19 protein-coding genes and 4 tRNA genes are annotated in these 13648 nt (G+C 38.7%); 4 read left to right on the top strand and 19 right to left on the bottom strand.

Annotation, left to right across the window (positions count from 1 at the left end):
• Positions 1-43 precede the first annotated feature (43 nt).
• From CVT14_RS07005 to CVT14_RS06955, 11 genes are all read right to left on the bottom strand, one after another.
• Entirely contained in the window at positions 44-811 is a 768-nt protein-coding gene (locus CVT14_RS07005) for a carbon-nitrogen hydrolase family protein (RefSeq protein ID WP_107849990.1), read from the bottom strand.
• The gene (locus CVT14_RS07000) at positions 812-1303 is read right to left on the bottom strand and encodes a hypothetical protein (protein WP_199907326.1); all 492 of its coding nucleotides are present in this window, start codon (positions 1301-1303) and stop codon (positions 812-814) included.
• Positions 1290-2312, bottom strand: coding sequence for a ribonucleotide-diphosphate reductase subunit beta (locus CVT14_RS06995; RefSeq protein ID WP_009494790.1), 1023 nt, complete (start codon positions 2310-2312; stop codon positions 1290-1292). The genes CVT14_RS07000 and CVT14_RS06995 overlap by 14 nt, the downstream gene beginning before the upstream one ends.
• Positions 2313-2383: 71 nt before the next feature.
• Positions 2384-3508 carry a PepSY-associated TM helix domain-containing protein gene (locus tag CVT14_RS06990; protein WP_103609018.1) on the bottom strand — a complete coding sequence of 375 codons (1125 nt, stop codon included), beginning with the start codon at positions 3506-3508 and terminating at the stop codon, positions 2384-2386.
• An 80-nt stretch (positions 3509-3588) separates the two neighbouring features.
• Positions 3589-4329 (bottom strand): spore coat protein, encoded by a 741-nt coding sequence (locus CVT14_RS06985; protein ID WP_103609026.1) that lies wholly within the window; start codon positions 4327-4329, stop codon positions 3589-3591.
• A 430-nt stretch (positions 4330-4759) separates the two neighbouring features.
• On the bottom strand, positions 4760-5038 hold the full coding sequence (locus CVT14_RS06980; protein WP_021089274.1) for a type II toxin-antitoxin system RelE/ParE family toxin: 279 nt from the start codon (positions 5036-5038) through the stop codon (positions 4760-4762).
• Complete coding sequence (locus CVT14_RS06975) at positions 5032-5274, bottom strand: hypothetical protein (RefSeq protein ID WP_021083829.1); 243 nt, start codon at positions 5272-5274, stop codon at positions 5032-5034. The genes CVT14_RS06980 and CVT14_RS06975 overlap by 7 nt, the downstream gene beginning before the upstream one ends.
• 354 nt (positions 5275-5628) lie before the next feature.
• Entirely contained in the window at positions 5629-5943 is a 315-nt protein-coding gene (locus CVT14_RS10840; RefSeq protein ID WP_234403118.1) for a hypothetical protein, read from the bottom strand.
• Positions 5944-6044: 101 nt separating this feature from the next.
• The gene (locus CVT14_RS06965; protein WP_021089259.1) at positions 6045-6383 is read right to left on the bottom strand and encodes a hypothetical protein; all 339 of its coding nucleotides are present in this window, start codon (positions 6381-6383) and stop codon (positions 6045-6047) included.
• Positions 6380-6616, bottom strand: a complete 237-nt coding sequence (locus tag CVT14_RS06960; RefSeq protein ID WP_035169955.1) for a hypothetical protein — start codon at positions 6614-6616, stop codon at positions 6380-6382. The genes CVT14_RS06965 and CVT14_RS06960 overlap by 4 nt, the downstream gene beginning before the upstream one ends.
• On the bottom strand, positions 6613-6978 hold the full coding sequence (locus tag CVT14_RS06955) for a hypothetical protein (protein WP_035169957.1): 366 nt from the start codon (positions 6976-6978) through the stop codon (positions 6613-6615). Before CVT14_RS06955 ends, CVT14_RS06960 begins: the two co-directional genes overlap by 4 nt.
• A 157-nt stretch (positions 6979-7135) precedes the next feature.
• Between CVT14_RS06955 and CVT14_RS06950 the strand changes: the two genes are divergently transcribed.
• On the top strand, positions 7136-7357 hold the full coding sequence (locus CVT14_RS06950; protein WP_021089218.1) for a hypothetical protein: 222 nt from the start codon (positions 7136-7138) through the stop codon (positions 7355-7357).
• A gap of 726 nt (positions 7358-8083) precedes the next feature.
• Here the strand turns inward: CVT14_RS06950 and CVT14_RS06945 are convergent.
• The 8 genes from CVT14_RS06945 to CVT14_RS06905 form a co-directional block, all read right to left on the bottom strand.
• On the bottom strand, positions 8084-8842 hold the full coding sequence (locus CVT14_RS06945) for a hypothetical protein (protein WP_021089228.1): 759 nt from the start codon (positions 8840-8842) through the stop codon (positions 8084-8086).
• Positions 8843-8904: 62 nt separating this feature from the next.
• The gene (locus CVT14_RS06940; protein ID WP_021089220.1) at positions 8905-9738 is read right to left on the bottom strand and encodes a phage antirepressor KilAC domain-containing protein; all 834 of its coding nucleotides are present in this window, start codon (positions 9736-9738) and stop codon (positions 8905-8907) included.
• Positions 9739-9967: 229 nt separating this feature from the next.
• Complete coding sequence (locus CVT14_RS06930) at positions 9968-10198, bottom strand: hypothetical protein (protein WP_021089225.1); 231 nt, start codon at positions 10196-10198, stop codon at positions 9968-9970.
• Complete coding sequence (locus CVT14_RS06925; protein ID WP_035169960.1) at positions 10195-10653, bottom strand: hypothetical protein; 459 nt, start codon at positions 10651-10653, stop codon at positions 10195-10197. The genes CVT14_RS06930 and CVT14_RS06925 overlap by 4 nt, the downstream gene beginning before the upstream one ends.
• Complete coding sequence (locus CVT14_RS06920; RefSeq protein ID WP_021089242.1) at positions 10650-10862, bottom strand: helix-turn-helix transcriptional regulator; 213 nt, start codon at positions 10860-10862, stop codon at positions 10650-10652. The genes CVT14_RS06925 and CVT14_RS06920 overlap by 4 nt, the downstream gene beginning before the upstream one ends.
• A gap of 268 nt (positions 10863-11130) precedes the next feature.
• Entirely contained in the window at positions 11131-11790 is a 660-nt protein-coding gene (locus tag CVT14_RS06915) for a hypothetical protein (protein WP_021089284.1), read from the bottom strand.
• Between the two features lie 7 nt (positions 11791-11797).
• Entirely contained in the window at positions 11798-13018 is a 1221-nt protein-coding gene (locus tag CVT14_RS06910) for a tyrosine-type recombinase/integrase (RefSeq protein ID WP_021089240.1), read from the bottom strand.
• A 191-nt stretch (positions 13019-13209) separates the two neighbouring features.
• Positions 13210-13285: transfer RNA gene (locus CVT14_RS06905), tRNA-Ala, on the bottom strand.
• Between the two features lie 103 nt (positions 13286-13388).
• On the opposite strand from CVT14_RS06905, the gene CVT14_RS06900 reads away from it, so the two are divergent.
• From CVT14_RS06900 to CVT14_RS06890, 3 genes are all read left to right on the top strand, one after another.
• A tRNA-Gly gene (locus CVT14_RS06900) sits at positions 13389-13463 on the top strand.
• A 9-nt stretch (positions 13464-13472) separates the two neighbouring features.
• A tRNA-Leu gene (locus CVT14_RS06895) sits at positions 13473-13559 on the top strand.
• Positions 13560-13566: 7 nt separating this feature from the next.
• Positions 13567-13640 (top strand) — tRNA-Cys (locus tag CVT14_RS06890).
• Positions 13641-13648 lie beyond the last annotated feature (8 nt).

Genomic DNA, 13648 nt, shown 5'->3' with positions numbered 1-13648 from the left:
AATTTTAAATCGTTATTATACGATTTAAAGCTTATCTTAAAATTTATAAAAGCCCTAAATTTTTCTTTATCTGCGTGATCAAATTTGCGTCAAAAACTGCGCTTGCTTCTAGCGTGCCATCTGGCAAAAAGACCCCAGCGAGCTCAAGATCTAGCGAGCTTGAGATCATGACGTAGCAGTTATTTGCGATCGCAAGTGCCTTGCAAAGGCTAAGGTAGGCTTCCTCTCTAGCCTTGCCCCACATGGCTGGCACCATGATGATGTCGCATCCTTTTAGCTTTGCCCAAAGCCTGCTATCACGAAGCTCAAAGCATATTAGCACGCCAAGCTTTAGCCCCTTAAATGTAAATGCATTTATATCGCTCACTTCGCCAGTAGCAAAGATCTCGTGCTCTAAATTTGGCCTAAAAAGCTCAGCCTTAAACTGCGAATGAAAGACGTTGTTTGAGTTAAGAAGTAAAAATTCGTTATAAATTTTTGGTTGGTGCGGATTTAGATTTGAAATTTGAGCGAGGCCTGCGCTTTTGTTTAGGCTGCTAAGGTGCGTAAAACCAAGAAATTTATCTGGGCTAAGCGCCTCTTGCAAGCGCTCAAGCAGCATCGCATCAAAGCTGCCTATCATGCCACCAAGCATCGCTTTGTTCGCCCCAGCAAAAAAGCCGTCAAAATCATAGCCGCTTATGCAAAGCTCGCTTGCAAGCAGGAGAGAGTTTTCAGGCGCAGCCTCAACTAAATTTGCAAGCTCTTCTAGGCGGTCTGTTGCATTTTTTGCCTTTAAAGTTAGGCTTATTAGATTTAAATTTTCGCTCATTTATTTTTCAAATACAAATGTCACAGGTTTTTCATCGTGGCAGTCTTTCGGAATTTTGCAGTTTATATCCGTGCCACCGATGTTTGGTGTAGCTTTTAAAATAACGCTTATAGCTGTGATCTTATCATCGCGCTGTGAGAGTGGATCATTAAAAACCCAGACCTCAAAGCCTAGACCTCTAGTCTCATCATGTGAAACCACTCTTACCTCTTTTAGGTCTTTTGCTTCAAAGCTGCACTGCTTGTTTATGCCAAGCATCACGTCATTTCCCAGAACGGATCCTAGTGGCGCGAAACTTGGTGCAATTTCGCCGTTTGGCATCTCTTGATAGACTTCCGCTTGGTTTGTCTCTTTTATCTTGACAAGCTTGTAGGCGTAGAAATTTTCGAGATTATTTTTATTTGCTTGATCAATTATCCTTTGACTACTGCTCGCACACCCCACAAAAAGCACGCAGACAAGGGCTAAGATGCCATTTTTAAAAGTCATCAAAGCTGATACTTCCTTTGCTGTAGTTTGTCACCTTTGCTTCAAAGAAATTTGACTTTTGGTCGTTAAATTTAGCAAAGTCATCGACCCATTTGATCGGGTGAGCGACGTTGTATTTGCGTTTTAGACCGATCGCAACTAGGCGCTGGTCGATGAGATAGTGGATGTACTGCTCGATGATATCGTCTGTAAAGCCCATTATCTGGTTTTGGGTGATGTATTTACCCCATTTGATCTCTAAATTTCCAGCTTTTTCAAACATATCATAAATTTTCGCCTCAGTCTCAGGTGTGAAAAGGTCGGGTCTCTCTTTGCGGACCGAATTTATCATGTTTTGAAACAAAAGCAGGTGCGTGATCTCGTCGCGTTGGATGAAGCGGATCATCTGTGCTGAGCCTAGCATCTTGCCAGCGCGAGCTAGAGCGTAAATCGCTGTAAAGCCGCTGTAAAAGTAGATACCCTCTAAAATTTGGTTCGCAACCATCGCAAGAAGTAGCTTCTCATCAGTCACTTCGCCTGCAAGCTCCTCATAAACGCTTGAGATATAGTCGTTTTTCTCGCGTAAGACATCGTCGTGCTTCTCCATCTCGTAGATGAGGTCGGTGTTGTCACAGATCGCTTCGACCATGACGGCGTAAGACTTGCTGTGGTTTGCCTCTTCGTAGGCTTGGCGGCTTAGCACGGCGTTGATCTCTGGTGCGGTGATGTAAGGGTTGATGTTGTCAGCTAGGTTGTTTGTCTGAAAACTATCCATCGAGATGAGCTGGCTCCAGACAAGGTCGTACATGCGCTTTTCAGCCTCTGTAAGGTTGTAGGCGTAGTCGCGCACGTCGTCGGTGGTATCGACCTCTTTTGGAAACCAGGTGTTTGCCTCCATGAGGTCCCAAAGCTTTAACGCCCACTCGTATTTTGCCTTGGTGAAATTTAAAATGCCGTGTGGGTTGCCGTTAAAGACTCTTCTATCGGTCAAATTTTCATTTGAACTTGGGTTGTAGATGCGTTTTCTGTTCATAAATTTCTCTCTTGTTTGTGGTAAAAATTTCTTAAAATCTTACCCAAAGCAAGGTAAAAATTTACTTTTATTTATATGGCTTTGCTCCTTTTTATGGTCATCAAAAAGCCAGTTATTATTAGTAAAACGGCGATCACGCAAGAGATGGCAAAGACGATCTGACCGACCTCGCCAAACATCTCTCCAGTGTGCAGGCTAAGCACCTTGCGGCCAGCCTTTTTTGCCTCTGGGATGCTTTCAGCCTTGCTAACAAGCTTGTTTTCTTTGATCTTGCCAGCGCTCGCGTCAAGCTTTAGTTTGCCCACTTGGCTCTCGCTAGTTTCGTAGTTTATGGTGTAGGTGCTTTGGTTGTTTTCAGGCACGTTTATCGTGAGTGATTTTAGCTCTAGCGTGACATTGTCTTTAAAAATTTGCTCCGCAGTCTCGATCTCTTTAAATTTATCATCGCTTATTGGGGTTAAATTTCTTTGAGGCATTGCTCTTTGCGCTTGGCTTGGTTTTAGCTCGAAAAATATGCTATTTACGCTGTTTCTGACCCAGCCATAAGACCAGTAAAGACCAGTTAGCGACATCACGACAAGCAGGATCGCCACGTAGGTGCCAAGACTCGTGTGGAGGTTGTAAAAGCAGGCGTAGCCCTTTGCATTTGTTTTGATCTTTAGCGAATTTAGTAAATTTCGCTTGATCGCTGGTGCGTAGAGGATGAGCCCGCTGATGGCAAGAAGCGCCATGATGATGGAGCTAATGGCGACTATTTGCTTGCCGATGTTGGCTGGGACTTTGCTATCAAGCAGGGCAAGGCCTAAATTTCTATGTAGGCTTAGTATTATCATGCGAGTTTTCTCGCCCCAGTCCTCGCTGATCACCTCGCCAGTGCGTGGATCTATGAAGAAATTTAAGAGCTTTTTATCTTTAGTGACGCTGATGCTATAGGCTTTGTTTTCGCCACCGATTTGCACGTTTTCAAGCGTATCAAATTTGATCTCACTTTTTGCTTTGGCGAGGATCTCGCTTAAGCTTAAATTTGGCTTTTCGCTAGGCGCTAAATTTATATATTTTTCATTTATCGCAGACTTGATCTCCTCTCTATAAGAGGCAAATGGCGCTGCAAGTGTCATGATAAGTAGCGGTATAGTCGCGATCAGACCGATTATTAGGTGGATGTTGAAAATGATTTTGTTACGCTTGAAAAGCATATATCTCCTTTTAGATTTTAATAACGAATATTAATTTATTTTTTGTTAAGCAGAGATAAAATTTAGAAGATTTTTTTTAGTTATCTGGATGTGATTTTGGATTTTGCAGCTGGCAAAAGTAGCTCAAATGTTGAAATAGCCGCATTTAGATCTTTTTTATCTAAAAATTTAAACGGCCTTAGCAGGTAGTAAAGTGGCTTAAATTTCAATATTAATCGCAAAGAGTGCTCATAAATTTCGCTGCCATTAGCCTTAATGTACTCACTGATCGCCTCTTTTACAAGCTCGTTTGAAATTTTTTGTCGGTAGAGCTCGTGGATGAAAACTAGCAGGTCACGGCACTTTCTAAGCTCTAGATCATCGCTAAAAAATTTTGACTCAAAATCAATAAAATTTATCTCGTCATTTTTTATGGCAATATCTCTAAGTGCTGGGCGTCCGTGCGCGAAATTTAGAGTGTGAAGTCCAGCTAATGCGCGAGCTGCTTTTAGTAAAATTTCATGCTTAAAATTTTCATCAGCGCTATATTTAAATAGTCTAGAAACTGGCTCACCGACATCTTCTATAACAAAAAATTCATCACTTTTTAGCACGATTTTTGGAGCAGGAGCATTTGCTTCGTTTAAAATTTCAAGCTTTTTTATCTCGGCGGCAAATGACCTATAAGGGTTTGGTTTAAAAATTTTAGTTAAAAAGCTGCCTTCGATACTCTTTTCAATGCGTTTTAACCAAAATTTCTGCCCATCAAATTCAAAGCTAAATACACGCTCATCATGGTGATTTTTTAAAATTTCATTTACATATTGTTTTAAATTTTGCATGTTGTAAATGTAGCGAAAGAATTCTAAATTTTTACATATATTTGACGTAAAATTTTGTGAAAAATGAAAAAATTTGTGAGCAAAAAAGAGATTAAAATCATGGTGGAGTTAAGCGGAAAATGTTTTTAGCTTTAAAGCTCGTATTTATCGATTTTTAATAAAATTAAAATCAAGAATTTTTACACTCATTTATACACTCGAGCTTTTTAAGCTTTTAGTGTTTGATTTGTTGGTTATGAAAAGTTTAGTTTTCAATACAAAACTATCATAAGTGCCTAAAATATGGGGTTGTGAAGTTGTAAAGTTAAATAATTTAAGTTTCGGAGGCTTAAAGTGGTCGTTTTGGCTTAAGAAAAATTAGTTTTCATCTCTTTTTTGCTCGAAAACTTAATTAAGGTTATTTTGTGAAACGTTATTGCTTTTATACGTTTCACACTTGCCACTCGTTAGCCTTGTAAATGCCTAGTATATAAATAACCTCATCATCTACCAAGTAAGGTATCACATAGCCTTTAAATATCAAATCTCTTATGCTCTCATCGTTAAAATTAATAGACTTACGGCAAACAAAAGGCGTCTGTGCTGTGCGTTCTATCTTTGCGATAAGTTCGTTTCTAAACTCTCGCGCTCTGTTTAGGCTGTCTTTGGCTATGAAGTCAAACGCAGCTTTTAATTCGTGGTTAAAACGTGCTGTGCGTCTAACTACCATTTTTCCATCTCGGCTTTTAACGTTTCTAGTGGATAGGTTTCAAGCTCTCCGCGTCTGATAGCTTCAATATCCGCTTCGTAATCGGCTATCCTTTGCTTCATCGTCTTGCCATCGTCGTAAATCGGATAATCCTCATCGATAATTAGCTTTTGATTAGTCGTATTAGCTAGAGCCTTACTTATTGCTACTATTTGGCTTATTAGTGCTTCATCTGCTCGTATGGTTAATGTCTGCATTTGCAACCCTTTCTTTTGATTATTTTAGCTTGTATTGTTAAAAGGTGGCTTACGTTCTATTTTGGTATTCACTTTTATTCACTAATTGCAATCTTTATACGCTTATTACGTGCTTACTAGTATTCGCATGGTATTCACTTAGGCGCTCATTTTTATTTCTGATTTTTGAGTTTGTGCCGATAATAGCGTTATTTGAGCTTCAGCTGAGTGCTCATTTTTGTTCCCATTCTTTTTAGTGGTAACTTTTCGCACTTACTATTTAAAACCTCGCTTGCTCCGGTTCTTGCCTTTGCGAAAGCTTTTGCTGTTTCTTTGCTGTTTTATGCTTTGGTATTTAAATAAATAGCCGTTTCTTTACATCGTATTTTTTACATATCGTTTTGCGCTCGCCTTTACCCTATCTGGCTTCATTCTATTTTGCATAATCCACGAGTAAGCCTCTAGTGGCAAAGCGTAAATTTTAGCTAGCTCTTTATCATATTTACTCACTTTCATAACTCGTAAATTGTTAATAACGGTTTCGTCCGTGTAAGGGCTATTAAAGATCCTTAGGATTAAAAAGGCTATTTCGGTTAAATAATAATCATCTGCTCGCTTCTCCCAGTCTGGGTAAAACTTATCAAGGATTTTAAAAAAGGTTTCAAGTGTGTTAAGCTCTTTTGGTAGCATTGATTTAGCCTTTTGATTTTTTCAGTATTTTATGAAAAAGGCTGTTTATCCTCTCGTGGCGTGATGAGGTTAGGGGCTAGCCTCGCCCCTTTAGATTATGGTTAGCTTGCTTGCATATCGTTTTGCAAGCTTGCACCTTTTAAGGGCTTATGCCATTTAAAAATCCCTTTGGCTTCTAAGGGATTATTTTTGTTAAAGTCCTCTTTGCTTTTATCGCTAGGGCTTAGGCGGTCAAGCTGTCTTTTCAAGTGCTTTACTTGTGCTTCTGCGTGCCTGAGCTCGTTAATGTAATAATCTACAAATATCCACGCCTTAGCCCCTGCTTGGTAAATGGCTACTTCTTTACTGATGTTCTCGCTTTGCTCTAGTGTGTTTATTAGCTCATCAAAGCTTCGAGCCTTTTCAAGCTCGTATAACTTTACGTATCTCTTGGCCGTCATTTTCTTTGCTCCTTAGTCGCTTTCGTGTCTTTTAGTGCATAATCATCAAGCGTTGAGGCAATATCAAGCAAAATGCCACTTAGTAGATAAGTAGCGTTTAATCTCTCTTTGTCGTCTATGCTCTCGTGTTTATTTGCTAGTGCTAGCATTAGGGTAGATACTTGTCCTAATACGCAAGTTATTTCAACGCCTAACTCAAAATTCTTATTGATTTCATTAAAAACTAACTTCATTTTTGCCCCTTTAGTGATAATTTGCTTTTTAGCTCTGCGTTTTCTTTTTGTAGCTCGGCCATCTCATCGCACAAGGTAACGTAATTACTAGCTAGCTTCTCAAACTTTGCTTTTGCTTGTTCTATCTCGGCTCTTAATTGCTCGTTTTGCTCCTCTGATTTGGCAAATAGTGCGTTTGCTCTGCCTAGGCTTTGAAAGGCTCTATCTCTTTCACTTCTTAGCGTGTGGCTCTCATAAAATAGCGAGTATGCTACATCGTAAAGCGTTTGTTCGCCTACCTCTGTGTTGCCATTGTTCTGCTCGATAACAAACTCATGAAACCTTTTAAACATTGGTCTGTCTGAATTGGTTGGGATTAACATTTGTTCTCCTTTAAAAGTATATTTACGCTATTAATTTTAAGAAAAATCATATTGTAATGATACTTAAAAGATTATTAACTAAAATAGCATAACAATATTTTATTTTTATTTTTTGTTGCGTTATGCTATTATTTCATAAAAAAATAAAGGTTAAAAAATGGATAAAAACGAATTTCAAAACTTGTTAAATAAAGCTGGTATCAATAAAAAACGACTTAGTGAATTATCCAACATCCCTTACGCAACCGTTAATGCTTGGGGGTCACGCACTCCATATCCACCTTATTTAAAATTTATGCTTGAAAACTACATTAAATCGCTTGATATGGATAAAATCGTTGAGGTGGTTAAGCCTTACACTGAAAACAACGAGGATTAATATCATCTTGTAACGAGTTCGTCCGTTACATGTAACGTTACACGTGTTACCCTCTAGGGTGTCAGCTGTGATGACCCCCCTTTAAAGCTACCTAAATTTAACTTACCCAGCTCAAAGCTACCGCCTAGAATAGGGCTTTTACGCTCGTTCTAGTGCTTAGCTTGCTCGTTTTTTTAACCGCCGACCCCGATTATTTTTAGCCCTCTTGATAATTAATTTTTTCATTTAAGGATAAGGGGAGATTTTTTGTAACAAAAAGGTCATTGTAGGGTAGTTTTACAAGGGCACACTATACGTTGCTTTTCTTAAATTGTGATTTTCGCTCGTGCGTGGCTTGCGTGCTAAGCTCTAGCCACTCGGTGCTGGCTTTGATTTTTGGCTTATACAAAAAGGGTAAAAATAGCCAAAAAAATGGTAGAGAGTGAAACGCTTTGCAATACCCTTTTTTATGAAAACTTAAGCAAGCTAAAAAAGGGCTATTTTGGCTTAAGGTTAAAAGCCGTTTTCATTTTTTTGTAAAGCGATGAGGTAGATTAAATCTAGGTCATCTTTTAAAGCTAGCTACGTTTAACGTATGGAGCTTTTACGTTTCACTTGCAAGGCTCAAGCTTTGACAATAGGGCTGTTTGGGTTTCATTGTTAGGGGGCTTTGCTACGTAAGCCAAAAATTAGGCTAACGCATAAAAATATCCGTGCGTTGAGGTAACGAGCCAAAATCTCGGCTGGTTATGCTCTTAGCTCTCTTTTGTTCTCTTTTGACTTGTAGGGCTTGCTCGTGCCTTGTTCTTTAGTGGTCTTGTCTAGTATGGATTTAAACTCATCTAGAGCGTAAGGGAGTTGTAAATTTAGCCTTTGTTTGAGTGGCAAGGGGTTATCTTTACTTTTGGGATTTATGCTTACTACGGCTTCGGCTCGGTAGATAGGCAAGTTTAGATTATTCTTTTTTGCCTTGTCGTAAAAATACACTCTACTTAATACATCGTTGTTTTTTAGATACTTGGTATTTTCAAAGCTAATAACCTCATCGCAAAAGACTTCAAGGTTAAATGGACTATCCTTATCAAAACAAAGGTCAAGTGATGAAACGTTATTTATCACGCCTAGGAGCTCCGCTATTAATTCTTTTGGTGGAGGTGTCTTATTATATTGCCTAAGCCCATAAACTTCAAATAACGCCTTTTGTGGCTCATTGCCTGCGTTTTTTAGCGTGGCGTAGAAAATAGGCAAATCGCTAAGCATATAAATATTAACTATCTCATAATCTCGAAACTCAAAACGGTGTTCTATCTTGACGGCTTTTGCTGTCTGCTTATCCAGCTTTTGCCATTTTTTGCCATACTTTCGAGCGATTGAGTTTAAAAGCTCCATTTTTGTATAGTTCTTTTGAATAATAGCTTTTTTGAAAAATGTAGCCCTTATCGTGTCGATGTAAATTCCGCTCTCGGCTGGGTTGATAATACTCTCAACTTCTGCTAAAATATCCACGTTTGTAACCTTGTTAAGGGTGGCTAAACTTGCTCGGCTTGACCACCCCTAAAATTCTTTAATTAGCTCTTTATTCGAGGCGTATTTTTAGCTTTTATAGCCTCGATTAGCTTTTTAGCTAACTTTACTTGACCCCTTGGCGTTATTAGAGTGATAAGGTCTAAGCATTGCTCGCCGTTTGGCTTTGTAAATGGTCGCGGTTTGCGTCTAAAATAGCCCATATTTAGATACTTTTGCAAAGGTTCATTATTAAACATCAAAATCCCTAGTTCGCGCATTAGAGCGAATAACTGGTTTTGTCCTATAATTACGCCTTTACTCTTATCGCAAAGGATTTTCGCATATTCGCCTATTTTTAAATCGCCGTGGCTACTCTCTATCGTCTTAGCGTATGTTATATAAGGCTTATTTTCTACCGCCTGAGCTTCTAGGTGTTTATTTTGCTCTAACGTATCAGCATATCTTAGAGCCAGCTCAGCAAGTGAGCGAGGATTATCTAAAAGCTCTTGAATAGTAGTAGGGTGGTTATTGTTGTTTAGGATAAAATCGCTAGCCCAATCTCTAAAAGCTATTGTTTGAGGTGTTTCGGTTAGCTTAAAGCCTAGAGTTATTACGCCTTTTTTCGTCCAAAATACCATTTTTTGGGTATTTCTTGACCCCCCGCCCGATTTGTCCGGGGGTGTATCATATACGCCACCTTTACCGTCATTATACGTATTTTTGTAATAATAATGCACGCCCTCGATGTATTCAGTCGCGCCCTGCGTTCTTTGTTTTCTTACTGCTTCTTGTGTAACTCCAAAACCTTGTGCTACTTGTCTATCCGACAAAGCCCAAGTGTCTTGATACTCCGAAATCTCTAAATTTAGATCATTAAATGCTACTATTGCGCTCATATTTTGCTCCCTAAATATCTTTTAGCCTTTTGGAAATCGTCGATACGCCATAATTTAAACCACCTTTTAGGGTTATTTGCGTCCGTGCACCATCTAAATTTAACGATTTTTTCTCTAAAAAGCTCTACTAAATACTGATTGGCGTTACTTATGCCAAATACTCGCCCCGCGGTTATTTCCGTTCCGTCCCACATCATTTTTACTAACGCCGTTTTATGTCTGCTTCGTATCATCGGTTATTTTCCTCTCTTATACCTGCTTTTATCTCTAGCTCTTTTATGCTCTTGCTTTGCGTCTGCACGATATGAAACAAATCATAAGCGCAATCTAGCAAAGGTTGAGCGACGCCGTCCAGGCTCGTCACCTTGTAGATATGCAAATGCTTTTTAAAAGCTTTTAACATAACCTCATCGCCTGCACTAAAGCAAAGTTTGCTAGGCGTAAATACTAGCTTACTCATCGCGTACTCCTATTGATAAAAAAGGTTTCGATTAGCCTTTTGTTCTCGTCTCGTAATGCGTTTAGCTCTCTCGCCTGCTCGGTCAAAATGCAAAACAAATCAAAGGCTACGGGCTTAAAGTCCGCCGTATCGTCTCCGCTTTGTTCGTCTTGTAGAGATTTGAGATAAATATCGGGGTAGCACTCTTTTAGCATTTTTACGTAAAGTTCGGGCGCGCTTTTTATCTCTTTGCACTCTCGCGCTATTTCGCATATACTCTTTTGATTTAGCTCCGTTTCGCGCTCCTCAAATAAATCAAAAGCTACGCAAAGGGCTTTAGTCACGCCCTCGCGTAGCTCGCTTTGATCCTGGTCGTCCGTCTGCGCGTAAATCGCCTTAATCTCGGGGTATTTGGATAAATGGGTATAAAAACGCCCGTATAGCCTAGCCTCGTTATCGTCTTTAAAAGCTTTCATCTTTCGCCCCCTTGTGGTAATGGTCTGCCCTCGTTTTGTCTTTTGTTGATAAAGGCTTCGACCTCATCTCTTTTAAAGCGTTTTGTAACATTTGTAAAAAAGATAGGTTTCGGAAAATCGCTTAATTTCTTGTATCTGTAAAGTGTTGATACTCCCACGCCTAAAAGCTCCGCTGTTTCTTTTGAATTTAGTAGTGCTTTGTTTTGCATTTTTTAATCCTTTTGTATGTAATTTTTCTCAAATGGTTAAGCCTGAATGCTTGCAAGCTTGATGTGCTTAAATTGATTTGATGTAAGAATATTAATAAATAAAAATATTAATAGCTAGTAGAAAAATAGCGTTAAAATCGATGTTAGAAAAATAAAAGATGTTTGTTTTTTAATGTAGGTTTTTAAAAAAATGCATTAGTTTTAATGTAAAAAATAAATTTCTTACATCGAAAGTAATGTAAGAAATTTTTAGAGGTATTTTTTATGCTTATTTGTTGGATTTTGTCCGTATATTTGGCTTATTATTAAAAATGTTTCTTATGGTAACTCTTAATTGCGTTATTGCTTTGGCTAACTCTAGGGGGCTAATATTATTATTCTTTTTTCTTTCGTTTAGAAGTTCAAAAAAAGCTTTATCAAATTTTTTGTTTGCTATTGTAGGCGTAATATTTTCATCTTTTTCATAACAATCAATTTTTAAGTAAAGTGCGTATATTAAATCATCTATGTTTTTACGTATTTTTATCTCATCGGGGTACATAGCCTTGTGGTCCTCTTCGTCAATATCTTCGCCCATAAAAAAATCCTCTTTTATATCGTATAATGCATTAATAGCTTTTTCGATTTTTTTAAGTAGGCGTTCATCTCTTGTTTGTTTGCGTTCTTTTTTCTTGGCTATGGCTTCTAAATCTTGAATGTATTTATTTATGGCAAATTTGGCGGAATAATCTACGTAAGAATTGCCATCAGTATTAAAATCTTTTAAAAAAATTAAACTTTCTTTTAACTCATAAATACTAGCCTCGCTTTGAAATTGTGGGTATTTATTTGCATATCGCGACAAAAAATTTAATAACTCATCTTTTAACATTATTTTATCCCTCTCCATTTCTAATAATTCATTTAAGTCAATTTTGTTCTCTGTCATTGTTCTTTTACCCCTTTACCAAACTATCTAAATAATCGCTCCACCATTGCATAAGCTTGGCTCGCTCGTCCAGCCTTTGGCTTCGGTCATAAATAGCTTTTACGCTTGTTCGCTCTTTATGGTCTAGGCAAAGCTCTATCACATCACTGCTAAAGCCGTGATTTTTGATGTTTTCATTTAATAGGGTGCTTGCTGTCGTGCGTAAGCCGTGAAATACCATTTCATCGCCGAAGTTTAACCGCTTAATCGCTTGGTTTAGTGTGCTATCGCTTAGCGGTCTTGTCGCACTTATGCCACTAGGAAAAACAAAATCGCCACTTTTATGCTCTAGCATTGTTTTTAAAAGCTTCTTGACCTGCTTACTCATTGGTATATAAAAAACTTCTCTTAACTTCATCGCCTCGGCTGGAAACGTGATTAAATTATTCTCAAAATCCACGTATTGCCATTTTAGTTCTCTCACGTTTGCACTACGTAAAAAGGTATGCACTCCAAATATTAACGCTTGCTGCGTGCAAAACGAGCCTTGATAGTCCTGCATTGCTCTTAATAGCTCTTTTAGCTTGCTTGGCTCAGTTATTGCCTTGTAGTGGTTATTTGATGAGGTCTTGAAAGTATCATTAAAAATAATATCTCGTGTTGGATTGTGTTCGATGTAGCCCTTATTTACTGCTAAATCTAAGATTTTACGGAGTAGTCTAAAAGTCCGCTCTGATGTTTCGTGGGTTAGCTCCCTTTTCGTTTCTCGCGCTTGTATCTGCTCGATTACTTGCATATAATCTCTACGCTTTAGAGCGGTTATCTCTTTGCTACCTAAATAAAAGATGAGATGATTTTTTACACGCCCTATTTGCTTCTTAGTCGATACGAGGCTTTTGCTCTGCTCTTTTTCTATCCACTCATCGGCTACATCTTTAAACGTGATAGCCTTTTGCTTGGCCGTGGCTAGCTGTAAATCCTCGCCCCTATCTCTTAGCCTCTCGAGCTCTAAGGCTTTCGCCCTTGCTTCTGCTAGCGTAATGCTTGGATATTTGCCTAGCCTGATTTGTTTTGTTGTTCGCTTTTCGTCGCTCTCTTGATATTTGAAATAAAAGGTCTTGGTGGTTTCTTTTTGGGTCTTGTATGCAAGCACGTATAAAAATTTCACTCCGTCATCTTTTACCCACTCACGAATTTTATTTTTGAGTGTAAATTTTTTTAGTGCCAAATCGTTCGCAAAGCTTGCCATTTCGTAACCCTTAATTTTGAGTGTAAAAAGTTAGAAAAAATATTTTTTTACACTCAGATATACACTCAAAAGAGTGATATTAGATGAAATGCAATGATAAGAGATGAGAGCTTAAAAAGTGGTAAAAGCCCTAAATTTGGGCTTTGAAAAGCATTTTTTGACAAGGTTTGAAAACCCCTGAAAACGTCTGTTGGTGGAGTTAAGCGGGATCGAACCGCCGACCTCTTGAATGCCATTCAAGCGCTCTCCCAGCTGAGCTATAACCCCAAAAGATTTGGTATTTTATCTTTTTATGGCTTACATTTTTTTGAAAGTCGTTTTTATAAAATAAATTTTTAAGCAACTTTTGGATAACATTGCAACCTTTAATGCGGGAATAGCTCAGGGGTAGAGCACAACCTTGCCAAGGTTGGGGTCGCGAGTTCGAATCTCGTTTCCCGCTCCATTAAATTTTGCCCGAGTGGCGGAATGGTAGACGCAAGGGACTTAAAATCCCTCGGTAGTTTTTACCGTACCGGTTCAAGTCCGGTCTCGGGCACCACCAAAACGGCGACATGGCCAAGTGGTAAGGCATGAGCCTGCAAAGCTTTGATCCCCGGTTCGAATCCGGGTGTCGCCTCCAACTTCAAA

Source organism: Campylobacter concisus (assembly GCF_003048445.1).
GTDB classification, from domain to species: Bacteria; Campylobacterota; Campylobacteria; order Campylobacterales; family Campylobacteraceae; genus Campylobacter_A; species Campylobacter_A concisus_BF.
Note: the sequence above shows the minus strand (reverse complement) of the source record. Positions and strands in the feature narration are given on the sequence as shown.